This is a genomic window from Vibrio sp. S9_S30 (assembly GCF_014694455.1).
GTDB lineage: Bacteria > Pseudomonadota > Gammaproteobacteria > Enterobacterales > Vibrionaceae > Vibrio.
Map to the genome: position 1 here is coordinate 1 of NZ_JAAUWT010000033.1, position 24,505 is coordinate 24,505.

Annotated in this window: 22 protein-coding genes, 1 tRNA gene and 1 pseudogene; 10 read left to right on the top strand and 14 right to left on the bottom strand. The window is 42.7% G+C overall.

The genetic code is table 11. From position 1 onward, the window contains the following. A pseudogene (locus HC752_RS22540) lies at positions 1–583 on the bottom strand (transketolase); the annotation flags it as partial. A 91-nt stretch (positions 584–674) separates the two neighbouring features. Next, the gene (gene tal / locus HC752_RS22545; RefSeq protein WP_190337450.1) at positions 675–1,625 is read right to left on the bottom strand and encodes a transaldolase; all 951 of its coding nucleotides are present in this window, start codon (positions 1,623–1,625) and stop codon (positions 675–677) included. A 409-nt stretch (positions 1,626–2,034) separates the two neighbouring features. Here tal and HC752_RS22550 point away from each other — a divergent pair, with 409 nt between their 5' ends. Continuing rightward, complete coding sequence (locus HC752_RS22550) at positions 2,035–3,024, top strand: sugar-binding transcriptional regulator (RefSeq protein WP_190337451.1); 990 nt, start codon at positions 2,035–2,037, stop codon at positions 3,022–3,024. 85 nt (positions 3,025–3,109) lie between these two features. Here the strand turns inward: HC752_RS22550 and HC752_RS22555 are convergent, their stop codons facing one another. The 4 genes from HC752_RS22555 to moeA all read right to left on the bottom strand — a co-directional run bounded on the left by HC752_RS22555 (position 3,110) and on the right by moeA (position 8,558). Next, positions 3,110–5,428, bottom strand: a complete 2,319-nt coding sequence (locus HC752_RS22555) for a bifunctional diguanylate cyclase/phosphodiesterase (protein ID WP_190337452.1) — start codon at positions 5,426–5,428, stop codon at positions 3,110–3,112. Between the two features lie 116 nt (positions 5,429–5,544). After that, positions 5,545–6,381: a sulfurtransferase gene (locus HC752_RS22560; protein ID WP_190337453.1), complete on the bottom strand. Its 837-nt coding sequence runs from the start codon at positions 6,379–6,381 to the stop codon at positions 5,545–5,547. 142 nt (positions 6,382–6,523) lie between these two features. Continuing rightward, a complete protein-coding gene (gene moeB / locus HC752_RS22565) occupies positions 6,524–7,291 on the bottom strand; it encodes a molybdopterin-synthase adenylyltransferase MoeB (protein ID WP_190337454.1) in 768 nt (255 codons plus the stop codon). 28 nt (positions 7,292–7,319) lie between these two features. Further along, a complete protein-coding gene (gene moeA / locus HC752_RS22570) occupies positions 7,320–8,558 on the bottom strand; it encodes a molybdopterin molybdotransferase MoeA (protein WP_190337455.1) in 1,239 nt (412 codons plus the stop codon). Between the two features lie 164 nt (positions 8,559–8,722). On the opposite strand from moeA, the gene folE reads away from it, so the two are divergent. Further along, positions 8,723–9,376 carry a GTP cyclohydrolase I FolE gene (folE, locus tag HC752_RS22575; RefSeq protein WP_190337456.1) on the top strand — a complete coding sequence of 218 codons (654 nt, stop codon included), beginning with the start codon at positions 8,723–8,725 and terminating at the stop codon, positions 9,374–9,376. Positions 9,377–9,531: 155 nt separating this feature from the next. Here folE and HC752_RS22580 read toward each other — a convergent pair whose 3' ends face one another. From HC752_RS22580 to HC752_RS22590, 3 genes are all read right to left on the bottom strand, one after another. Further along, positions 9,532–11,295 (bottom strand): methyl-accepting chemotaxis protein, encoded by a 1,764-nt coding sequence (locus HC752_RS22580; RefSeq protein ID WP_190337457.1) that lies wholly within the window; start codon positions 11,293–11,295, stop codon positions 9,532–9,534. Positions 11,296–11,905: 610 nt separating this feature from the next. After that, positions 11,906–12,379: an FKBP-type peptidyl-prolyl cis-trans isomerase gene (locus HC752_RS22585; RefSeq protein ID WP_190337458.1), complete on the bottom strand. Its 474-nt coding sequence runs from the start codon at positions 12,377–12,379 to the stop codon at positions 11,906–11,908. A 49-nt stretch (positions 12,380–12,428) separates the two neighbouring features. Next, positions 12,429–13,052, bottom strand: coding sequence for a thiol:disulfide interchange protein DsbA/DsbL (locus HC752_RS22590; RefSeq protein WP_190337459.1), 624 nt, complete (start codon positions 13,050–13,052; stop codon positions 12,429–12,431). A 272-nt stretch (positions 13,053–13,324) separates the two neighbouring features. On the opposite strand from HC752_RS22590, the gene HC752_RS22595 reads away from it, so the two are divergent. Then, positions 13,325–13,972 (top strand): OmpA family protein, encoded by a 648-nt coding sequence (locus tag HC752_RS22595; protein ID WP_190337460.1) that lies wholly within the window; start codon positions 13,325–13,327, stop codon positions 13,970–13,972. Between the two features lie 126 nt (positions 13,973–14,098). Here the strand turns inward: HC752_RS22595 and HC752_RS22600 are convergent, their stop codons facing one another. Further along, a complete protein-coding gene (locus tag HC752_RS22600) occupies positions 14,099–15,847 on the bottom strand; it encodes a formate--tetrahydrofolate ligase (protein ID WP_190337461.1) in 1,749 nt (582 codons plus the stop codon). Positions 15,848–16,121: 274 nt separating this feature from the next. Continuing rightward, complete coding sequence (locus HC752_RS22605; RefSeq protein ID WP_190337462.1) at positions 16,122–17,210, bottom strand: mechanosensitive ion channel family protein; 1,089 nt, start codon at positions 17,208–17,210, stop codon at positions 16,122–16,124. A 191-nt stretch (positions 17,211–17,401) separates the two neighbouring features. Between HC752_RS22605 and HC752_RS22610 the strand changes: the two genes are divergently transcribed. The 6 genes from HC752_RS22610 (at position 17,402) to HC752_RS22635 (ending at position 21,911) form a co-directional block, all read left to right on the top strand. Continuing rightward, positions 17,402–17,851 (top strand): GNAT family N-acetyltransferase, encoded by a 450-nt coding sequence (locus HC752_RS22610; RefSeq protein WP_190337463.1) that lies wholly within the window; start codon positions 17,402–17,404, stop codon positions 17,849–17,851. A gap of 217 nt (positions 17,852–18,068) precedes the next feature. Beyond that, positions 18,069–18,476 carry an OsmC family protein gene (locus tag HC752_RS22615; protein WP_190337464.1) on the top strand — a complete coding sequence of 136 codons (408 nt, stop codon included), beginning with the start codon at positions 18,069–18,071 and terminating at the stop codon, positions 18,474–18,476. A 549-nt stretch (positions 18,477–19,025) separates the two neighbouring features. Further along, positions 19,026–19,958 carry an exopolyphosphatase gene (locus tag HC752_RS22620; protein WP_190337465.1) on the top strand — a complete coding sequence of 311 codons (933 nt, stop codon included), beginning with the start codon at positions 19,026–19,028 and terminating at the stop codon, positions 19,956–19,958. A gap of 125 nt (positions 19,959–20,083) precedes the next feature. Further along, a complete protein-coding gene (locus tag HC752_RS22625) occupies positions 20,084–20,602 on the top strand; it encodes an NUDIX hydrolase (RefSeq protein ID WP_190337466.1) in 519 nt (172 codons plus the stop codon). Positions 20,603–20,944: 342 nt separating this feature from the next. Continuing rightward, positions 20,945–21,424, top strand: coding sequence for a hypothetical protein (locus tag HC752_RS22630; protein WP_190337467.1), 480 nt, complete (start codon positions 20,945–20,947; stop codon positions 21,422–21,424). Positions 21,425–21,503: 79 nt separating this feature from the next. After that, positions 21,504–21,911 carry a PPC domain-containing DNA-binding protein gene (locus HC752_RS22635; RefSeq protein ID WP_190337468.1) on the top strand — a complete coding sequence of 136 codons (408 nt, stop codon included), beginning with the start codon at positions 21,504–21,506 and terminating at the stop codon, positions 21,909–21,911. 38 nt (positions 21,912–21,949) lie between these two features. On the opposite strand, the gene HC752_RS22640 is transcribed toward HC752_RS22635, so the two are convergent. The 3 genes from HC752_RS22640 to HC752_RS22650 all read right to left on the bottom strand — a co-directional run bounded on the left by HC752_RS22640 (position 21,950) and on the right by HC752_RS22650 (position 23,308). Next, positions 21,950–22,642: an RES family NAD+ phosphorylase gene (locus tag HC752_RS22640; RefSeq protein WP_190337469.1), complete on the bottom strand. Its 693-nt coding sequence runs from the start codon at positions 22,640–22,642 to the stop codon at positions 21,950–21,952. Continuing rightward, on the bottom strand, positions 22,639–23,058 hold the full coding sequence (locus HC752_RS22645; protein ID WP_190337470.1) for an MbcA/ParS/Xre antitoxin family protein: 420 nt from the start codon (positions 23,056–23,058) through the stop codon (positions 22,639–22,641). Before HC752_RS22645 ends, HC752_RS22640 begins: the two co-directional genes overlap by 4 nt. Before the next feature lie 159 nt (positions 23,059–23,217). Then, a tRNA-Ser gene (locus tag HC752_RS22650) sits at positions 23,218–23,308 on the bottom strand. Positions 23,309–23,656: 348 nt separating this feature from the next. Between HC752_RS22650 and HC752_RS22655 the strand changes: the two genes are divergently transcribed. Continuing rightward, positions 23,657–24,343 carry a MaoC family dehydratase gene (locus HC752_RS22655; RefSeq protein ID WP_190337471.1) on the top strand — a complete coding sequence of 229 codons (687 nt, stop codon included), beginning with the start codon at positions 23,657–23,659 and terminating at the stop codon, positions 24,341–24,343. Positions 24,344–24,505: the final 162 nt, after the last annotated feature.

Below are 24,505 nucleotides of genomic sequence, written 5' to 3' on the forward strand. Positions count from 1 at the left end.
CGTCGATAGAGATGCCGTTGTCATCCCAAAACGCAATCAGTTTGCCCAAGCCTAGCGTCCCCGCAAGCGAACACGCTTCGTGCGAGATGCCTTCCATCAGACAGCCGTCGCCCATAAAGGCGTAGGTAAAGTGGTCGACAATGTCGTGACCGTCTTTGTTGAACTGCGCGGCCAGCGATTTTTCAGCCAGCGCCATACCCACGGCGTTGGTGATGCCCTGACCAAGCGGACCGGTGGTGGTTTCGATGCCTGGTGCGTAACCGTACTCAGGATGACCCGGTGTTTTTGAATGCAGCTGACGGAAATTCTTCAGCTCTTCGATTGGCAAGTCGTAACCCGAAAGGTGCAACAAAGAGTAAATCAGCATAGAGCCGTGGCCGTTAGATAAAACGAAACGGTCGCGGTCTGCCCACTCTGGGTTGGTTGGGTTGTGGTTTAGGTGAGAGCGCCAAAGTACTTCAGCGATATCTGCCATACCCATAGGTGCGCCTGGGTGACCCGAGTTTGCCGCTTGAACACCATCCATGCTGAGGGCTCGGATAGCATTAGCGAGATGCCTTCTTGTTGATAAAGAATGATCCATAATGAATTACTTCCAAATAGAATGATTAATAGAGAAAGTGAAAACTAAGAGGGGAACACATTGGCTCCCCCTTTTTGATTCGATATAAGGATTAAAGCTTGGCTTCAATCATCGCTTCCAGTTTGCCTTGGTCAACGGCAAAGTTACGGATACCTTCAGCCAGTTTCTCAACTGCCATCGCATCTTGGTTGTGATCCCATAGGAATTCAGCGTGCGTCATTGCAGCAGGGCGCTCCGCAGAGCCTTTAGAATCGATCAGCTTCTCAATCACTTCGCCTTCTGCCGCTTCAAGCTCGGCCAGTAGCGTAGGAGCAATCGTTAAGCGGTCACAACCTGCAAGTTCAAGGATTTCGCCGATGTTACGGAAGCTTGCCCCCATGACAACGGTGTTGTAACCGTATTCTTTGTAGTAGTTGTAGATGTTAGTTACTGATACTACGCCTGGATCCTCAGAAGCTTCGAAATCACGGCCTTCTTTTGCTTTGTACCAATCCATGATGCGACCCACGAATGGTGAAATAAGGAAAACGCCTGCTTCAGCACATGCACGTGCCTGAGCAAAAGAGAATAGAAGCGTTAGGTTACAGTTGATGCCTTCTTTCTCAAGAACCTCAGCAGCGCGGATACCTTCCCAAGTAGAGGCCAGTTTGATCAGGATGCGATCATTTGTGATGCCAGCATCGTTGTACATTTTGATAAGCTGACGAGCTTTCGCAATACTGCCTTCCGTGTCGTAGGAAAGGCGAGCGTCCACCTCTGTAGAGATACGACCAGGAATCGTCGTTAGGATTTCCTTACCGATGTTCACCGCCAGCATGTCGCAAGCGTCTTGAACTTGCTGAGCTTTGTCTGAACTTTGTGCTTTAGCATAATCGATCGCTTGGTCAATCAGTGGTGCGTACTCTGCAATTTGAGCCGCTTTAAGGATTAGAGAAGGGTTAGTTGTTGCGTCTTCAGGTTGGTACTTTTTGATAGCGTCAATTTCGCCAGTATCAGCGACTACAGTGGTGAGTTTGCGAAGTTGCTCTAACTTATTGCTCATTACGATCATCCTATTTCTTGGGCGCGATAGAGTATTACGCGCACTAAATTGCAAGCAAGTCAGACGAAAAAGAAATCCAAATTTCGCCGACTTTAAAATGTTTTTGGCTCAGTGAACATTTGCTATGAACATATGCTCGATGAGTGAGTAAATGATGTAGCCATATTTAATCGATCAGCGCTCAAAGTCAATCATTGATTGATGTCACAATACAGAAAAATCGATGAAACGTAATTTATCTCACAAGCGCCAAATAATTAAACGTTTGCCTGATTCAACTGTGTCAAAAGCAAGCTTGAGTCAGACAGAATTTGGCACTGAGAAAATGTCATGCCAGTGAGCAAAAGATTGCTCTTTATTGCTGGAATGACTATTCTAAGTGTCACTTTTGGACCAGACCAAATGAATTATGACAGCAAAAAATGACATCAACTCGGAAAATAGCGATTTACTTACAGAGATTTCGGTTGCCTATTATCAGGATGGGGCAACCCAAGAAGAAATTTCCAAGAAGTTTTCCATTTCTCGAGCCAAAGTAGGGCGGATGCTTAAACAAGCTCGCGACGAAGGCATTGTCGAAATAACAGTAAAGTATCACCCTGTCTTTAGCGCCAAAATAGAGCAAAGGTTAGTCGAAAGGTTTGGGGTTAAGAGGGCGTTGATTGCGCTTGATCAGCCAACAGAAGAACTCCAACGCCTTCAAGTGGCGGGGCTAGTTTCAAATTATTTAAACAACACACTCAAGAATGGAACCGTCATTACCGTAGGACAGGGACGAAATGTGTCGGCAGTGGCGCATCATGTCGGTGTTATATCGCCAAGAGATTGTAAATTTGTTTGTGGGATTGGAGGCATTCACCCGAGAGGCGGCAAATTTAATGCCGATCACATCTGTCGGCAATTGGCCAAAAAATATGGCGGCTCATCCGAAACACTTTACGCGCCAGCCTACGCGGAAACCAAGGCGCAAAAAATGGCTTTCATGGAAAATAGCACGGTAAAACAAACGTTAGACTTGGCCCGAAAAGCCGATGTGGCATTGGTCGGCATTGGTGACATGAGTGAAAACAGCTATATGGTGGATTTGGGATGGTTTACGGCTGAGGAAGTCGTGCAAGCACGGTTGCACCAAGGTGTTGTGGGTGATTTTGCGGGTTATGACTTCTTTGATGTTCAGGGGAATTCGGCTATCACGGTGATGAGTGACCGTGTGATTGGCCTTAACCTAGAAGAGTTTCGACCGATTAGTGATGTTATCGCCATTGCCGCTGAGAACAGTAAACCCCTCGCGTTGCTTGGCGCGCTGAGGACCGGTGTCGTTGATGTGATAGCCACGACAGTGAGTACGGCGCTTACGGTGTTAAACCTTGATGAGCAAATGAACGTTATTGAAAAGTAGCATAAGACAGATTGAATTTGTCTAGCCTAAAAAAGGAATGGCAAGACAAAGTCAAGGTGTGAGCCTGCTCTTTGTCTTGGCTTATTCACGGGTTTACGTCACTGGTGTCGGTGTTTAGGGGGTGCTGTGGCGGATACTGTTTGCCGTAGGGTTCGATAAATTTTACTAGGGCAGTTATAGGCATAGGCTTTGCGTACAAATAGCCTTGGAATAGGTCGCAACCGCAATCTTTCAATACCGCTTCATGCTTTTCGTGTTCAACACCTTCGGCTAAAACTTGCATGTCAAAATTCTTTCCTATTGAAATGATGTTTTGCACCATTTTTAGTGACTTAGTACAGGTCAAAATATTATCGATAAACCCTTTATCAATTTTGATTTCATGGAAAGGCAGCTCACCCAGCATACTTAAAGAGGAATAGCCTGTTCCGAAATCATCGAGAGAAATCCTCACACCTAATTTATTCAAGCTTTCGCAAATGGGGCGAACAATGTCTAAATCTTCAATAAAGAGATTTTCGGTGATTTCTAGGGTGATGTTATGCTGATTAAAACGTTGAGTTTGAATAGAAAGTATCAGCTTGTCTAAGAAGTCATCCTGTGTAATTTGTCGAACTGAAATGTTGATGGATACCTGAAAATGGTACCCAAGCCGTTTTTGTAGTTGCCCCATTTCTGCCAACGCGGTATCAATGATCAATTGACCTAAAGTCGGCATAAGACCACATGATTCTGCTATAGAAATGAATTTATCCGGAGGAACAAATCCTAATTCGTCATCATCCCATCGAACCAATGCTTCGACACCGTGCAGCTTACCCTGTGCGTTGAACTGCGGCTGATATACCATATACAGCTGGCCTTGCTGTATCGCTTGGCGAAGACGTTGCTCCAATCGTACCGAATGCAGATAACTACTTTGCATGGATTCTGTAAAGAAGCTAACAGAGTTACGACGAGTCTTTGCGTCGTACATGGCGATATCCGCGCAGCGCAAAAGCGTATCAAGGCTTGTTCCGTGTTCGGGATATTGTGCGATACCGATACTGCAACCTAAAATAAAGCTGAATTGATCAATTTCGTACGGTTTAGACAAGTTGTGGATAATGTTATTAGCTGAATAGTTAAGCTCATAATGGTCGGTCATCGACGTCACGATAATGAATTCGTCGCCACTTTCTCGAATCAAAAGTGCTTGGTCATCTGTAGCATCAGATAATCGAGACGCAATTTCCTGCAAAACTTTATCACCATGGTCATGACCCGAGCTGTCATTCACATTTTTAAAGTTATCCATATCCATGAACAGAATTGAAAACGGTGGGGCTGTTGGTCTTAGCCAGTGGTGGATATGAGAACGCAGGAAATGTCGGTTTGGCAGACGAGTCAGGGGGTCGTGATTGGCTTGGAACAGCAGTTCCTCATGGCGATCTTTTTCATGCTTGTCTATTGAGCGAACAAATAAATAGAAAATCACTTGAATAGATACAAAAATGAGAAGGTAAACCGTCATGATACCTAGGTATTCATAGGCGATATGGTGCAAATCAATTTCAGATACTGTCCATATGTTGAATCGAGGAATGTACTGGATTGCATACAACGCTGGGTTTTCTTGATCCAATACATAGCTGACGGTAGGAATCCCCTTAGCCTTGAGCTCATTCAGTTTAAGAGAATTCGATGCGGCAACACTTTGAATTAAATTGTCGAAAAACGACTCTGAGACAGGGGTTGAATAGTTAACAGAAGTATTGTGCGAGGCAGCCATAAACTGGATGTAATAGTCGTCTCTGATAATGCCAATTTTGTGTTCGAAATTATTGTGAAGCTCAATACTGAAAAGCGTAGTTCTATCGATTTGAAGCCCAGCAGTCATTACCGCTAATACCTCTCCAGAGCTGTCACGAATGGACTTTCGGATTGGTAGTATAAATTCATCAATGTCTTCTTTGTAATAGGTTCTTCCTAGAACCATTGAGTCGCTGGTTAACGCTTTTGCAAAGGACTCACGTGTACTTTCTTGCTCTAATAAGTTAGGTTGCGCGAACATGCTCAAGTTAGAGCTGACGAGTTTAATATTGCCGTAAGGGTCTGCCAGCCCAAACGCTGCGATGCTATTGTTGATAGTGAGTAAACTGTCTAACCATTCTTGCCCAGCCTCTTCACTTTGGTTGCTATTTTCGGAAAGCAGTCGTTCGCCCACTACATCAAGCAACATTTCCTGATTATTGAGGAGTGACTTTATACTAGTGGTAAAAATCTGAACTGCATTGTATTGCTCTTGAGAGTGTGAGCGCTCAACTTTTTGCCACTGTTGCCAAGCAATGGACAGAAATACCACACTGCTTATTAACGCAAGCAGCCGATACAGCGTCCATATGTTCCTTTTTAAGTCTGTCATTACTACTTTTTGACTTCCTCGATACTACACAGCGACTAGTCGCGGAAAAACTGAATTATCCAAATAACAGTTGAGTTGTCACTCAATTGTTATGCCTTAATACTGTTCTTGAGAGATTACCCAACTTCAACAGGAAGCTCAATCGCTTGTCCCCACTCGGTCCACGAACCATCGTAGACCGCAAAGTTAGTATACCCAGATTCGTAAGCAGCAACCGCTAAAATGGCAGCAGTGACTCCCGAGCCGCAGCTAAAGATGAGTGTGCTACTGGAATGGATACCCATTTTATTAAATAGATGAGCGAGTTCATTTACGGGCTTAAAGTAGAAACCGTTCATCATTTCTGTGAAAGGCATGTTATGGGAGCCCGGAATGTGACCAGATCTTACGCCAACACGAGGCTCTTTTGCCTTTCCTTCGTAGCGAGCTCTTGACCTTGCGTCAAAGGTGAAGTGGTTTTCTTTTGAGATCGCATTGAGCACATCGAGTGAACTGCAAACAAAATTAGAATTAAGTTTTGCAATGGCATTCCCAAAGTGCGTTGATTTCGACAAGGAGCAAACCGTTCTACGACCAGAGTTTATCCATGCTCTAAGTCCACCTTCTAATAAGTAAATGGAGTTAAACCCCATGGATTTGAACATCCACCAAGCCCTTGGTGAGGCATAAGTTCCGGCTTGATCATAGACCACGACGGTTGTGTCTTGGTCGATTCCCAGTGAGCGAATATGATGCTGAAATTCCACTTCAGTCGGCATCATGTGCGGAAGAGGCGACTGTTTATCGCAAATGACTTTATCGTAGTCAAATCGTAACGAACCAGGAATAAAGCCAGCGTGTGCGGGTTCAGGTGCCCCTGGTATCATGAGTTCTAGACTCGCATCGAGAACCACCACTTTTTCCTTGTTTAACCTATTTTCAAGCCAAGAGGGTGTAACTAACGCTTTTGCCATGACGCATTGTCCTTGAAGTTAAGTAACTAACGGGCCTTATTGCCATACATTGTATGTGAGAGTCGGATACATTATGCCGTGATCATCGGTAGTTTTCGGTGTGCCTCTGTAATGGTGTTAACCAAAAAAACCGTGATTTGATCTAGTCTGGTTGGGCAGAACATGAATTGCAAGTGCTGCAATTTGGGTTTTTTGCGAGTTTCATTTCTCGCCAAGAAAGAGAGAGAGCATCGAAAGTCAGAAGCTTACCGACGCAAGGTTTCCCATAGTTAGACATGACTTTAATTGCCTCTAAAGACTGAGTGGCACCAATAATTCCTACTACTGGTGCCATAATTCCCGCCTCGACACAGGTTAATGCTTGTTCTCCAAATAACGCGCTTAAGCATTCGTAGCAGGCATCACCTTTTTGGTAAGTAAAAACGGAAACAAGCCCTTCCATACGAATCGCGGCACCAGAAATGAGAGGGGTTTTTGTTTGGTAGCAGAGCCGATTGAGTTGATTTCTTGTTGTGACATTGTCACTACAATCCAGAACAACCGTGTGAGATTGAACCAAATCGACGAGCTCTTCATCACCGAGTCTTCTGTTTATGCTACGGACGTTGATGTGGGGATTGAGCGCTTCTAAGGCGTTCTGAGCGGACTTTACCTTATCACGCCCAATATCTTCATCCGTATGGAGCACCTGACGCTGCAAGTTGGACAGCTCGACTTGGTCATCATCGATTAATGTTATGCTGCCCACGCCAGCGGTTGCAAGATATTGAGAAGCAGCACAGCCTAATCCGCCTGCACCAAGAACAAGAGCAGAAGACGTTTTAAGTGCTTCCTGCCCTTCAAAATCAAAGTTCTTTAAAATGATTTGACGGTTATAGCGAAGCATTTCGCTGTCGGTAAGAATATCCATAGGTCTATTAGTATAACGTCTGATTAAATTAATATAACGTCTGATTAAACAGTTGTATTTGAACAGTTTCGCCTTGTTCAACATTACCGCGTTCTCGTTCTAACACCGCAAAACAGTTCGATAAGCTCATGGATCGAAATGCGCCAGAGCTTTGGTTTCCTGTCGACTCAACGAAGAATTGCCCATTCTCAATATGGTAGATGGCTCTTTGAAAATCGGTTCTACCAGGGGATTTTTTGAAACGTGAGCGAGTGATGGCAGGGATGGATTCAGGTGCTTGCCATCCAGAATGACCACTGAGCTTAGCGAGCAACGGTTGTACGAGAACATACATGGTCAGCATGGCTGAAACAGGGTTGCCTGGAAGACCACAAAAGTACGCGTTTTCCAGTTTCCCATAAGCAAATGGTTTTCCGGGTTTTATGGCGAGCTTCCAAAAACCGATTTCCCCCAATTCTTCCAAAATGTCTTTTGTGTAGTCGGCTTCACCAACACTGACCCCACCCGAAGTGACGACGACATCGGCTTGTTGTTGCGCATGAACAAACGTCGATTTTAGAGTAGTAGGGCAATCGGGAATAATCCCTAAATCTATTGCTTCACAACCAAAATTTGAGATGAGTTCTTTTATGCCATATCGGTTGCTGTCGTATATCTGCCCCGCTTCTAATTGAGTTCCAACGGGTTTCAGTTCGTCTCCTGTAGAGAAGAATGCAACTTTGGGTTTGTCAAATACAGTGACGTTTGCAATGCCTAGAGAGGCGATCATAGGAATATCTCTAGGGGTTAATCTGTGCCCTTGTTCGAGTACTAAATCGCCCTCACGGATGTCTTCACCTATCGGACGAATGTTGTTGTTCAGTTCGACGTCTTTTTGAAGAAACTCTATTGCGCTGTTTTCAAGCACTCGCGTATTTTCTTGCATAATGACGGCATCGCAACCCTTTGGTATTTCAGCGCCGGTCATGATACGAATACAGCTACCTTTGCTCCATTCGCCGATAAAAGGCTGACCTGCAAATGATTTACCGGATACGGGCATAATCGCGTTTTGCGATAAATCAGCGCGGCGGATAGCGTAGCCATCCATTGCGGAGTTATGGAAAGGAGGGACATGGATTGGGGAATGAATCGGCTTTGCTAAAACATACCCACACGCATCGGCAATAGACATCGTTTGAGTTCGGGTTAAGGCGGAAACAGAATCCAACATTTTTCCCATTGCATCTTCAATTGGCATCAAACCCGGTGCGTCACAACAACCCATATAAATTACCCCATTTTTTTATTCTTAACTATTCGCGGAACAATAGCATAGTTAAGGGTTTGACCCCAGTAACCTCGCTCAAAATATGGGTGTAATTATTTCAAATTACGAGTATGCTTGTCAGCCATTCAAAAGGGGTAAAAGATTGCATGGGAGAAGTAAACATGTCTGGTTTGAGTGAATCAGCACTGTTGGTTCAGAAAGCGCTAGTAGAGAAGGGCATTGAGACTCCAATGTTGCCAAACAAAGTGAGTCGCGAAGAGAAAAAAACACGTATTGAAAATCACATGCGTGAAATTCTTCAACTTCTTGAACTGGACTTATCTGACGATAGCCTTGAAGAAACACCACATCGAATCGCCAAAATGTATGTCGATGAAGTGTTTTCAGGATTAGACTATAAGAACTTCCCAAAAATTACGGTGATCGATAACAAAATGGCTTGCAGTGAAATGGTGCGTGTAAAAGACATTACCGTAACAAGCACTTGTGAGCATCATTTAGTCACCATCGATGGTAAGGCGGCGGTGGCTTACATTCCACGCAAGAAAATTATTGGTTTATCTAAAATCAATCGCATTGTTCGTTTTTTTGCGCAGCGCCCTCAGGTGCAAGAACGTATGACTCAGCAAGTTCTTGTCGCTCTTCAAACATTGCTCGAAACGGATGATGTTGCCATTACGATGGATGCTGTGCATTACTGTGTGAAGTCTCGTGGAGTGATGGATGCAACCAGTGTAACGACGACGACAGCACTTGGTGGGATATTCAAGACAAATCCAGCCACTCGACATGAATTTCTTCATGGTTTGAGATAAGACTATCTTTGAGCAAGCTTTACTTTAGATAAACAAGCTTTACTTTAGATAAAAGTAAGATGGTAGATAAACGTAAGATATTGGCATCATAACGTTTTTCTAAACAAAAAAACCAGCGTAATGGCTGGGTTTTTTGTTAGGTTTTTGGTCAGTGGTTAACTTGTTTTAAACTGAGCGACCGCTTTATCCATTTCATGTGCTTGGCTTGATACGCCATTCACTTCTTCCATGCATTGTTTGGCAGAGTGGATATTATTGTCTGAAATCGCTTGCAGCTCGGTGATCGACCCGCTGACTTGGTTCATCACAATACCTTGTTCTTCTATTGCGGATGCAATTCGTTCTGAATTACTTTGTATTGTGTCCATATCATTGATTATCTGTGTAAAGCTGACGTCCAGTGTTTGTGAGTATTGCTTAGTCTGTTCGCCTTGTGCGTTACATGTCTCAATGTCTGATACTACTGTGGACATTTGTGATTGAATCGCTGTAACCACAGAGGTGATTTCCTCGGTTGATTGATGTGTACGGCTAGCCAAGGCTCTTACTTCGTCGGCTACAACGGCAAACCCTCGACCTTGCTCACCGGCGCGAGCTGCTTCAATTGCAGCGTTCAATGCAAGCAAGTTAGTTTGTTCGGCTATTTCTTGAATCATAACAACCGCGCCACCAATCTGGTCAACGTGCTGGTTCAAGGATGCGATGGAAGCTTGGCTACGCCCTAATGTACCAGACAGACTATTGATGTTATCAACGGTGCTGCTAACGATATCTCTACCCGATCTCGCATTGTTTGCAGCTTGGTTGACCCCTTCCGCGGCAACGGCGGTGCTTTCGGAGATCTCACTTATGGTTGAGACCATTTCTTGAACGGAGGTCGCCATCGACGACGTGTGCTCTGCCTGAGTGTCAAATTGTTCGATTACATTTTGAAGTTGAGAGTGCATACTTTCGGTACTACTGAACAATGCTTTGGACTTTATCTGAGAACCAGACACTAATGTCTCAATACTTTCAAGTAAGTGGTTAAAGTATCTGCCTAATTCCGAAAGCTCACTTTTGCCATTAATATCGACGCGCATGCTGATGTTATTGGTTTCGGAGATTTCCTGAATCGTTGTGAGAAGTTTATGCATCATCGTATTGATGGATCGAGTAATTTGAGTCACTGCACCTATTATGATCAAGATAATCACAAAGGTGATTCCCCATTTCACTTGGATGATACGCTCTTCATAGTATGTGACACCCGTTTGGAGAATTTCGGCTGATGCTTCAAATTGCTTCTCTATTTCATGTGAACCTGAGCGTACTTGACCAAGCATGCCTACATTATATTTAAGGCCGATAACTTCAAGTTGTTTTACAACTTTTTGAGCAGAGTTGTTCAACGCGTTACTGCCATAGTTTCCAAGAAGAGAAGGGTTGTACTCGCCTTTTAAAGTGGAATCACGAAAAGTATCTAAAGCCAGTTTCCCTTTTTCGTTAGACGATTCAAGTAAGCGTTCGTATTCCACATAAAACTCACCCAGTAATCCCTCGGTATCCTTTAGTCCTAATGTACTGTAGGAAGTAACCAAGTTCGTGAAGCTCTTTTTGTAGATCTCTAAATCTGAAATAAGCTGATTAGGGTAGGGGATATCATACTCTTTAAGCGTTGATGCAATCTGATCATTAATGGCTAGAAATTTGTCTGCATTCTTATTGAAAGCATCGAGGTACTTGATGTCTTTTCGAAGAAGGAAATCTTTCTCGTTTCTTCGCAGCATCAGTAGGCTTACTTGTAGATCTGAGAGCTGCGTTCTAGCAGCGCTTAATTCACCTACATTTTTAGTTGAAACAGTAGACACGCCTAATATGGTCGCTATACCAAGGATCGAAACGATTCCTAAAAGTATCAATCGAGACTTAATATTCATAAGTGTTCTTCTTCTAATGATATATGTTAATGATGATAGATATATTTACCGTCAATATTTATAAAGTTAATTTAGAAATGAGACTTCTGCTACAAATAAATGTGACATTATTGTTAATTTTATGTACATATTTATGTGTATTATTGTAACTAACTGTTTTATAAAATAAAGATAAAGTGCTGCATTTTAAGCCCGTTTAATAGGCGTAATTATAATATGGGTTCTTAGTAATGTTTCTCATTTACAAGGTTCTATTATGAATGACAATAGTCAATTGAGTTCATTATTTAAATGCCCATTTAAATTAGTTTCTTATTCAATAACAACCATATCGGCAGTTCTGAATGTTTCTTTAATGTCATTACCATTTATTTTTCAGACCGAATAGACGCTTTGTATCTAAGAGTGAGTGAAACGTTTTGATTTATAATGATTGATACAATTAGAGCAGTATGGCTAAGTTGCTTCCAAATACAGTCCGCTATCTTCAATTCCCATTTTTCTTACGGTGAGAATAGCATTGGAGTGTAACGCCCCGTTGTTGGGGCGCAATGCACTAGGAGATTCGCCGCTATGTCGTACGTCTACTGAATGAAAAAACGGCGTTTTGCTAGTCAATGCCTAGTAATTCCACTTCAAAGATCAATGTGGCCGCTGGTGGAATAGGACCTGAGCCATCCTTCCCGTATGCAAGGTTACTAGGAATGTAAAAACGAAATTTGTCGCCAACCACCATCAGTTGAACGCCTTCTTGCCAACCCAAAATCACTTTATTTAGGGGAAAGGAAATGGGTTCTCCGCGGTCAACTGAGCTGTCAAAAACAGTTCCGTCAAGCAATGTTCCATGGTAGTGCACTTTGACTTGGCTGGTTATTGTTGGATGACTTCCGCCATTACCACGTGTAATCACTTCATATTGCAACCCTGATTCGGTCGTTTTTACGCCAGCTCGTTGTTCATTTTGCATTAAGAAGTTTTGACCTTGCTCAAAATTGGCTTCTGAAGCTTTATGGTTTGTCCACGTCCGGTAGATTAAAAAGGCGGCAAGAACAAAAATAATGATCGGAAAAACTAACTTAGACACGATGGCTTCCTTTGATTTGATGTGGCTGAAATTCTTAGGTCAATGGACCCTATAGGGTTAAAAGATAATTTATCGTTTTGGCAATGTCTTTTATATCTTTGTGTCCAGACGTAACAACTTGATATTTACCGTTGATAATGAACGTTGGGACAGCATGGATTTGGGCTTGATTTGTCACTGTTTCTGCGATGGTGATATGTTCAAATAACGATTTTTGCTGTTCTTTATCGAAACGGTAAGGGCTAATCAAGCCGCGAGAAGTAAACACCATTTCCGTTGCTTGCCTAATGTCATCTTGAGAATACTCTTTGCCCATTTGCGCCGCAGCGAATAACTCTTCCATCATTTGGTGGTCGGGAACGGTATCAAGCTGCATCTCAGCAGCGTAATAAATGAGCGCACCTATCTGAGCGTTTTCATTAAAAGTGACATGCACTTTTCCAACTTCCTCTGGGAGCTCTGACCTTATTTCAGGCAGAAACTTCTCCATGCTTCTGCAGTGACCACAATTGAGAGAGAAGACTTCAGTAACCGGAGACACAAGATCAGAGCTTAGAGTGGTGGGCAACAGCTCAAAATGCGTGCCTTGCGTAGGAATTCCGTCGTCGGTACATGCAACAAGCATAACCGCAGAAAAAAAAAGGAAAATGTGAGAATGGAAACGTTTAAACATAGTGATACACAGTTCGAGATTGAGGCGAGTATGGTAGAAGAAAATTCTCTTCGGACATACTAAAATTTATTAGATAAGCGCATTCTATATAGGGAACATCGTAAGGGGAGGCGTTCAATCAGGTAGATTTTTCTAAAGGTTTTCGCTTCCTGCCGATAAAGATACTGTAACCTGTATGTGCTTGCCTATTTCTATTGTGCCCTCTGGCCCTAAGTTGATAGGTCAACAGATGCTAATCAGCACCATTTTGAATTAGAGCAATTAGTAGCCTTATGACAAGACATTTCAATCTGGCTTTTATTTTATTGTTGGGAACCCTAAGTGGGTGTACCGCGCTTAAGCCACCTAATCTACTAGAAACGGCTCCTCGTTCAGAGGCGGAACTCATTTACCCTGGTTGGGGTGGGGAAGAGATTGAACAGTCAACAACTCGAATGGAATATGTCCAACGTCAGCCCCCACCTTCTCCAGTAGGAAGCCCTTCCGGTCCTAGAAATATGACCGCTATTCAAAGCCTAATGGCTTATATGGACCAGAATGGCATTGGCTTCAACGTGGTTCCTGGGCAACATCCAATTATTAAGCTCGACAAAAAAATTCATTTTAGAACAGGTTCGGCGTTGGTTACAGACGCATCACAGTATTGGTTATCTGGTCTTGGACGCTTTTTGGCCTCACAGCCCACAATCAAAACCGTCATAGATGGTCATACTGATAGTACTGGAAGTAATAAAATTAACGATTCGCTTTCTGAAAAACGTGCAACACAGGTGAAACTTCTCCTCACTCGGGAGCAAGTTCTCCCTTCAAATGTTTATACTCGGGGGTATGGAGAATACATGCCTTCTTGTTCCAATCTATCTAAGCAGGGGATGGCTTGTAATCGGCGTGTTGAGTTGATGTTTATAACATCCAAGTAGGTTTTGTTGGTTGATTGGGCTGTTTCCATATGCAGTGTGAACACAAGTGTTCGATTAAGAAGAAAGGCAACATGAACGTTTGCCTTTCTTCATTTAACCCGAATAACCCGAATTCGCGATAAGAGACTAACTTAACCCTGTAATTTCGCCGTCTTCATCGATATCTATGTTCATAAATGCTGGCTTTTCAGGCAAACCTGGCATCGTCATTACGTTACCACACAGTGCATAAATGAAACCCGCGCCGGCGCTAAGTTTAAACTCTCGTATATCGACATTAAAACCTTTAGGGGCACCTTTGATGGAAGAGTCTGTGGATATGGAAAGGGGCGTTTTAGCCATGCATACGGCGAGGTTGCCATAGCCCTGTTGTTTGAATTGTTCTAACTGGCGTTTTGCTGTGTCGGAAAGTGTTACCTGCCCAGCACCATAGCCAACCTCAGTAATGGCCATGATTTTTTCTTCGAGCGTTTGCTCTAAGTGGTACAACGGTGAGAACTGGGTATCTGAGTGACATATTGAGACCACAGCGTTTGCGAGCTCTATTGCACCATTCCCACCTTGGGAGAACGCATCACTTATGGCTACTTTTACAGTGGGAAAATCGGCTTGGATTAATTGAGCAAGTGCATTCAATTCGTCTTCAGAATCTTGTGGAAAGCGATTAATCGCAACGACGGCGGGCACACCATATTTCGCTACATTGTTTAAGTGCCATTTCAGGTTGTCAAATCCCGCTTCTAAAGCGGCAGTATCTTCCTTGAAGATGGAATGAGGCAATGGCTGGCCTGGTCGCAAGTCATACAAGCCAGAATTCGCTTTTAACCCGCGAAGAGTGGCAACTATTACAGCGCAATCTGGTGATTTCCCCGATACGTTTGCTTTGATATTGCAGGCCTTTTCAAACCCCATATCCGAACCAAAACCGCCTTCTGTTACGGTAAAATCGGCAAGGCGAGTGGCAATTCTGTCCGCAATAATGGATGAGTTGCCATGCGCGATATTGGCAAATGGACCGGCATGAATGAGTGTCGGGACGCCTTCTAATGTTTGCATCATGGTAGGTTCAATCGCATCGCGCATTGTCACCGTCATCGCTCCGGCAACTTTTAAGTCTTCTGCGGTAATAGGATGACCGTCTAAATCATAGGCAAGCACAATAGCCCCTATTCTTTTACGCAGATCCTTTAAATCTAATGCTAACGCTAAAATGGCCATTAATTCTGAAGCGGCGGAGATATCAAAGCCGTCTTGCCTCTCATACCCATTGATCGTTTTATTTGCTTCATTTTGCCCAACCGTCACCATACGTAAAGCACGGTCATTATGATCCATAACTCTGCGCCAAACTACGCGTTGGGGATCAATTCTCAGCGGCTCTAAATCGGTTTTTTCAGCGAATTGTTCATAGCCAAGACGCTGTTCATGATAAATCCTAGCATCAATGGCCGCAGCAGCTAAGTTGTGAGCGGCAGTCACTGCATGAATATCCCCCGTTAAATGGAGGTTCAACTCTTCCATCGGGCCGACTTGGCTGTATCCGCCACCCGCCGCTCCCCCTTTGACCCCAAACACTGGCCCCATAGAAGGTTGCCGGATGCACGCCATAACCGATTGCCCAATTTTTGCTAAGCCTTGAGACAAGCCAATAGTGGTGACAGTTTTTCCTTCGCCTAGTGGGGTCGGTGTTATCGCGGTAACGACAACTAATTTACCTTCGGGATGATCAGCTAAGCGGCTGAGTGCATCGAGCGATACCTTAGCTTTATGTTTACCATGAGGTGTATATTCGGTTTTGGATAATCCAGCATTGAATGCAACAGTGTCGATAGAAGAAAGCGGAGTTGTTCGACAGATCTCGATGTCGCTTAGCATTTAAATCCCCTTTTTTGCTTGAAACTAGTGACGTAAGCGTTTGCGCAGCGAATATACCTTGCAATCTATCTTTGTAAAGCCTTTTTACTAGCCTTGGGGAGAGCGTTAAGAAAGATGGAAGAAATAATGTAACTGACTTAAGATCACAGCGTAACAAATAAGGTGATTGCTACGCTGTGCCTATTAAACCTAAGTGGTAACCACATGGGTATAGGCGGTAACCATATGCATATGTAATAACCGCGCAGGTATGCAGAGTATGGCTAGTTTGTACTCAGGTATTTTGTAGGAATGGTGCATCGGGGGCATCGATTTTTAATGTTTGGGTTGGGTAGGCCACTTCGGCGTCATGTTTATGAATGATCGCCATAATTTCCAGAAGGACGTCTTGTTTTACTTCATGGAAGCGAACCCAATTGACGGTTTTAGTGAAGGTGTACACGAAAAAGTCCAAAGAGGATGCACCAAAAGAGTTAAAGTTAACAATAAGTGTTTGGTTGGTATCAATCTCTGGGTGATTTTGAAGCATCGATTTCACATCGGATATGATGGCATCCACTTTTTTTGTATCGTCATAGCGTAATCCGATATTTTCGTAGATTCGACGGTTTAGCATACGAGATGGGTTCTCTACGATAATATTGCTAAACACAGAGTTAGGGACATAAAGAGGGCGCTTATCAAAGGTGCGGATAATGGTCATGCGCCAACCAATTCGTTCAACGGTTCCTTCGATTTGCCTATCTGGTGAGCGCACCCAATCGCCAACTTTAAATGGACGATCGAAATAAATCATCAAGCCGCCAAAGAAGTTAGAAAGAAGATCTTTCGCTGCCAAGCCTGCTATTAAGCCACCAACACCACCAACGGTGAGTAGGCCAGATAAGCTTAGCCCTAAGCTTTGCATTACCGAAATAATACCGATGATAATGAATGCCAAACGCGCCACTTTTGCTATCGCGTGGACGGTGGTTTCATCGTGTTTTTCTTTAGAAAGAACTTCGTCTTCAATATTCGTAATTAAGCGAAGCACGATCCATATGACGATCGCAACCCCCAGCAATATTTCTAGGGTTTTTAGCCAGTTTAGAGAGCCCTCTAAGTAGGTTTGCAAAATAAGCCTAATAGAAACCATTGCCGGCCATCCCCAAATCAGCACACTGACAGGCGATTTCAATGAATGAACGATTGCGTCGTCCCAACGATTTTGGGTCTTAGAAACCAGAGACTCTATTCGAGCATATACAATACGCCAAGCAATCCAAGAAACCAAACTTATGCTTGTCATAATAACGACATCGCCAAACCAAGTTTGTTCTAATAAATAGAATTGTTGAGTGATTGAGCTTGCTAGGTTGTCCATCGATTTTTCCATAAGGTTCAATATTTGGCATTTCTTTTAGACATTGCCATCAAGTAACGCAGGTGGTTGATTGTAGGCTTAATTAAAAAGCGGCTCAACCTGTTAGATTTGCAAACGACATTTCCGGCTTGAAAACTTGAGATCATGTACGACTATTAAACAATGACTTATAAATAGAAGAGTTAATATACATGGTGAGTATCAATCCATTGAATGAGACGTTGCTGTGTGACGGTGTCACTCAATCAGCATTTGATCACTTTAATATGGTCTGTAAAAAACGCTTTCGTCAGTCACTTGAGCAAGACTTGTTTCATGTTCTTCTTCTTTTTTCTGAGGAAGGCAAACCGATAGGGTATTGCTCATATTGGACCGACATTGTCGATAGTGAACGTTATGGCGGATGCCCAGTGTTCTTCTATCAAATCTATTACGTCTTTATTCAACCTGAACACCGAGGAAGGAAATATTCCGTACTGATGGCAAAGCGTGTTGTTTGTAAAATTCTGGAAGAGCTAAGAGCGCGAGAGGATGTTGCAGCATTTTGCGATAAATCTGTTTACACAAGCAATGAAGGCAACGCGTACGGTCGTCATATTAGAAATTGGCTTTCGAGCACCAAACAGCTGCCCTTCGTTTGAAGCGTGCGAACTCATGGCTGCCAGCTTTTAGTTCGCCTTAGTAATGAGTGGGGAAGTCGCTTCTTCATTTGCTTAATTTGTTTTTTCATCGAGTTAAAAATAATTCTATTGTACTGAGCAAAGGATTAAATGATCCTTTCAGCACAACGGATAGCATGGTAAAAATGCTGGAAGGTAAAATGGTCTTAGTGGCTTATTCAAATCAAAGAGAATGAAAATGAAAGCAGAAGTAAAGTGGATTGACGGATTCAAATTTTTAGGCACATCAAACTCGGGACATTCATTAGTGATGGATGGCAGTGGCGGTGAACATGCGCCAAGTCCAATGGAGGTTGTGTTAATGGCATCCGGTGGATGCAGTTCGGTAGACGTCATTGATGGGTTAACATCTGAGAATCAAAAAATAACGGATTGTGTTGCTGAAATTAGCTCGGAAAGAAGGGAAAGCGCGCCTAAACTTTTTACCGAAATTCACATTCATTTCAAAGTCACGGGGTATGCGCTTGATGAATCAATCGTAGCTAAAGTGGTCTCCGATTCCTTAGAAAAGTATTGCTCTGTATGCCTTATGCTTGGTTCCGGAGTGGAGATGACGCACAGTTTTGAAATCATATCTGCTCAATAAGTCATCGCCGCACAATCATGGCTAATGGCTAAGCCGCACTACTCCCTTAATTGCTTGGTCAAGTATGCAGAAACTTTTGAGCTCTAGGTAAACGCTGCATAAACAACGTTCTGCTTGAAACTCGCAGTAGTCAATTTGCTCGCCATTCTCTACACCCTACATGGACTCGTGGGGGCATCGACAAGGGCGCTTCTTGCCGTGACGACTTCTTGTTTCTGCACATTTTAGTAAGGTTGCCCTTTACATAAAGCAGCAATCGGAAAGTTATTAAACATTTTTGGAGCCTAAAAATCTGATAATACATGGTAATTTCTTAGAAATGTAATATCAGTAGCGGAAAAAACAGGGGAAGGGGTCTATATTAACAGTGATATTTAGATTCAAAGTCGATGACGCATACGGTTTTAGGCTACAAGTAAAGTCAAAGAAATTTTGATCTCGCTTTAAGCAAATCATGCATCAGTTTATCGCTTCTTTGATATAGGTATTACGTTAAATTGTTGAGGTTTGGCGTAGGTTTATGTTCAATAACAGGCAAGGAAAGCAATAATGTCTGAGAAAAAGTGTCGGCTTGTAACTCGTAGTGACTTTGATGGATTAGTGTGTGCAGTACTTTTGAAGAAATTGGATTTAATTGACGAGATTAAATTCGTACATCCAAAAGATATGCAAGACGGGATTGTGGAAATATTAAGTGACGATATCGTAACTAACTTGCCCTATGTTCATAATGCGCATTTAGTGTTTGATCACCATTTATCGGAAACCATAAGAAATACTGGTGACAAGCCAAATCATATCATTGACCCAGATGCCCCATCTGCTGCCCGCGTTGTTTGGGAGTATTATGGGGGGGAAAAGGTGTTCCCTGCATCATGGAATGAAATGATGGTTGCGGTTGATAAAGGTGACTCTGCGCAGTTTACTCGTGATGAAGTCATTGATGCTCAAGGCTGGAACTTACTCAATTTCTTGATGGATGCACGCACTGGCCTCGGTCGATTCCGTGAATTTAGGATTTCAAACTATAACCTAATGATGGATTTGATCGACTACTGTAAGAATCACACTATCGAAGAGATACTTGCGTTGCCTGATGTGAGCGAGCGTATTGACCTTTATCGTGAACATAATGTGAAGTTTCAAGATCAGATCCAGCGGTGTGCAACGGTTCACGAGAATTTGGTTTTGCTTGATCTTACTAATGAAGATGTCATTTTCGCAGGAAACCGGTTCCTCATTTACGCGTTGTTCCCCCAATGTAATATTTCAATTCATAAAATGTGGGGCTTTCAGAAGCAGAACATCGTTTTTGCGACAGGCAAATCTATCTTTGATCGTGGGTCTAAAACCAATGTTGGCGAATTGATGCTTAAGTATGGTGGCGGTGGGCACCAAGCCGCAGGCACATGTCAAATTGCCGTTAATAGGGCTGAGTCTGTTGAGAAAGAGCTGATTGCAGCCATCAATGCTGATGGCTAGGTCTTTGATGGCTATCCAATAGAACGCAATAAGAGAAATATGGAAAAGCTTTGCATCTAGCAAAGCTTTTCTTTTTATTCGGTCACCGTTACACTCCGCGCTGAACTCAATTTATCAGCCCCCATATGAGACACTTAAGAACAACCTGCCATCCTGATATCGATCATCTCGACAATAAAGTGATATTCAATAGAAATGCGGCCAGAGCCATTGCTTTACGTGGTGAAGATATTCTTATGCTTTATACCGAGAGATATCATGACTACACCATTCCTGGTGGTGGATTGGACGAAGGTGAAGATATTATCGCTGGGATGGTGCGTGAGCTGGAAGAAGAAACGGGCGCTCAAAACATTCGCAACATTAAGCCTTTTGGCATCTATGAAGAGTTTCGACCATGGTATAAAAACGATGCAGATGTCATTCATATGATTTCGTATTGTTATACCTGCCAAGTTGATGAGCAACTTGGGGAAACAAACTATGAAGACTATGAAATTAAGAATGGGATGAAAGCGGTATGGATGAATATTCACGAAGCCATCGCGCACAATGAACGAACAATGGCGGAAAGTGAGAAAAAAGGCATGAGTATTGAGCGTGAAACGTTTCTCTTGCATCTAATCGCCAAGGAACTCATGTGATTCCCTTTTCCAGTGAAAGACTTGGGTATTGATTTAAAACCACTCGCTTTGAAATCAATACATTGCATTGCCCCAAGCTAATCACCCTCATAGATAAAGAAGTATCCTCCTTTAGCGAACAATCAGGAGGTTTTGTTAACGCGATGCAGCAGTCCTTTCTTCTGTCACATGTCCAGCCCCTTAACCCCAAAATGTTATACGTCTCTTCTCATCAAGCGTTGCAGTAACGATTCCAAGCTTAAGTGGAGGAATGGGACTGTTAAAAGGATCAGATTTCGATTGCCTTACATTACACAGATACTGTATATTTATACAGTATCTGTGATTAAGTTAGAGATTAGCATGACAAGATCAAAACGCAGTAAAGATCGTTTAATTTATCGCCATTTCTACGAGGTAATCAGTGGGGTGGTAGGTCTTTCATTATTTGGCGCTACATTGGTGCTAACCGATATTCTCAATGGATCATTGCTGAGTTTTTTACTTACTGTGGCATTATTTGCGATATGGGCGTTTATCTTTGCTAGACAGTTTTCGGTCAATCGGCGTGTCTTAAGCACTATTGTGTGGCTAGATGATTTCATTTATTTGGTTTGCCGCTCTTTAGTTTTGCCGGCTGCTTTATATCTCTTTACACTGGTCATTACTTTATCATTCACGTTGTTCGGCAGCTTCGAGTCGAATATACAGCAGCAAATGTTACCCTTCTTCATGGCAATAGGACTGTTGGTTATTTCTTTGATTGGGATGAAATTAACGTTCCGTAAACCTCGTCATTACTCCAAAGCAAGGTTTGAGCATATGTTAAGGGCAATGAAATAAGAGAGCATTAATTTATACCTAGCACCGCGAGCTGGTTTGGGTATAAGCTTTCTGCTTTATTTGGAATGACAGAATTTCTATGTATCCACTTATCCCTTTCGCCTTTCGATTTCAAAGAGGGGCAGATTTAAAAGACGCGATTGAATCTGTTGTGGTAGAACACGGCATTCGCGCGGGTTCTATTGCATCGTGTGTTGGAAGTTTGTCTTGCTTGCGCATTCGGTTGGCGGGGGCGCAAAAGTATTTAACCTTGGAAGAGCCTTTAGAAATCGTCTCTATTATGGGGACGCTAACTCACTCTCATCAACATATTCATATTTCTGTTGCCAATCGCAAAGGAGAAGTGTTTGGTGGGCATCTAATGCCCGGTTCAATCATTGATACCACGGCAGAGCTGATTATTCACAGTTACAACACGATGGTCTTCACGAGAGAGTTTGATATGAGCACCGGTTTTACTGAGCTTGTGATAAGAAATGGTATTTAAGACAAGGTTGCCTTTGTGCTCTCCAGCTCAACGAATAATCAATCGCTACAAGGGGCTACTTTCTCAAACTTTATAATTTTGCCATCGCTATAGAAGGATTCAAAGTGCGCGGTTTGAACAACCCTTTTGATGTATTTGGGCGAAAACAGAGCGTAGCATACTTGCTCGCTCTTTACCGATCTTACCGAGTAATACTGAAGACCTTCTCTGCCTGTTTGTTTGAGCTCTCTCGCTAGCTGTTGGCTGGCTCCGTAATTGTTGGAGTCATAGATCGGGTTATCTAAGCTGATGGATGTGAGATCATGCAAGTTAGCAGAAAACAAACATTCTAACCCGCGGTAGGTAATAACATCAAAAGGGCAGTTATCGATATTGTTCATGTAACGTACTTGATGGTACGAGACTTCCTCTATTGCGGTATCGATTGCTTGAGCACAATAAAATGCCCCAAATTGGTTGTCATTAAACCTTCCGCCGTCGTGGCTTAAATGCACAAATGGTGCTAGCGCATAGCTGCAACCGGAAATTCCAAAAGGTATATCGTTTAAGGAAACTAAAGAAAGGTTTCCAACCTCATTCTGTATTCGAGGGTTAGTGAGTTCTTGAATGGCGTATAAAGCAGAAAATTCCTCTTCACTTGCGACATCATCAAACAAAGTAATGGGCGGGTACTTCGAAGGGATGAGGCGATAGGCGATCTGGTCTTTGAGCATTTTTACAGAGTTGCTCATTGCCATTGACCACCTCGAAGTGCATTAATTCGATGATACACATCGTATAACGAGCCGAAGTTGCCTCCTTCGATAATCTCGATAGGGGAGCGGCCATTAAAGAATGAGTTGTTATTTTTACGTGTCATGAAACCATACACAAGTTCAGGATTCGTGAAGACCGTTCTGAGTACACCATGAATATTCAAAATAAGGCTAATTCGTTCAAGAAGATCATTACTTATGCTTAGTGAACTTGGGTTCGCTTTTGCTTTAAAAAATTGGCTTTTCTTTAGCCCAAGAATTTGCATCATTTGGTGATTGGATAATGACCATTTCTCCAAAATATCAATGGTGACCTTCAAGCCTGTTGAACGAACCTCTTTATCGTCAGTAGATAAACTATGCGCAAATACAGCATTAGTTGAATGAGCCATGCTCTCACCTCCAAACGTGCTAGTTCACTGTTTGCATAGTCCAAAATTATACCAAAATAGACTGGAAGTCCAATTAAAGACTTTGTGTGAGAGTGATAATGTGTTTGTTATATCAAAAACGCAAAAAGGGCGCTGTGTAAACAGCGCCCTTTTTTAAGGTGGCGGAGAGATAGGGATTTGAACCCTAGATACGCTATTAACGTATGCCGGTTTTCAAGACCGGTGCTTTCAACCACTCAGCCATCTCTCCGTTGCAGAGCAGATATTATGTAAATGACCGATCCTTGTAAAGGGATAAATTATACTTTTGAACACTTTGGTGGTATTTCCAGCAATGTGGTGCGTTAATATACATCGACGCGGTATAGGGTTGAAAAAAGGGAACAATAAATAGCGGAATACGAGAAATATAATCAAATTTCTTTGTTTCTAAAACGGATAATAAAATATTGTTTTATTGTTTATCATTTTGTTTTTTAAGAAGATATTACGGTTCAGACAACACCTGTTCGCCCGAAAGTATTTGCCATTTCTATTAATCTCATTCAAAATTACTGTTAAGAACTCTTGTGAGAGTTGTTGTGTAATAAGGTAAAATATGAAAGTTGTTGATATTCTCAAACACAAAAGTGAATCACTTGCTAGAAAGCATCATTTCGAGTTTCGCGAATTGATGTCCCCGATGCTGCGTGAGTACTGGAGTGATATTGTTAATAGAGCGCATGCGCAACATCTTTTCCCATGGGTTAAAGATCACAGTACACCAGCAGTTAATGAAGAGTCTCCACAAGCAGATAAACCGCATCTTCCAATGTCAGATGATGCGGAAAAGCTTTATCTTGAGTTACAGAGCCAATTAAACGAAGAGATTCACGTTGGTGATTGGCTCACCATTGATCAGGAGCGTATTAACGCTTTTGGTTTGGTTACAGAAGACATGCAATGGATACATACCGATCCAGAGCGCGCTTCTCAAGAATCGCCGTTTAAAACGCCAATTGCGCACGGTTTTCTTACGCTATCGATGCTCTCAAAGCTTACAGATAGTGTAGATCCCCAGAACCCTCAGTTTCCTTCGGCGAAAATGACGGTAAATATTGGGTTGAATCGCGTTCGTTTTCCTTATCCTGTGAAAGCTGGAAATCGGATTCGTGCCAGAAGTAAGCTCCTTAAAGTGACTCCCGTGGCAAAGGGCTTAGAAATAGAGCGCGAAATTAAAGTGGAAATTGAAGGCATTCGTCGACCGGGCTGCGTTGTAGTGTCCGTGATTAGACTGGTAATATAGTGAAGCATCGATGTTAAAAAAGGCTGCCATTTGGTCTAATGCCGATCGTTTAAGACTCTTGAACGATCCTTAATAGTCTTCATAATCGGTCCCAGATATGTATCTGGGACCGATTTTTTATGTCTGAATTTTCTTTAGAACTTCAAGCTACTGCTGAATTTC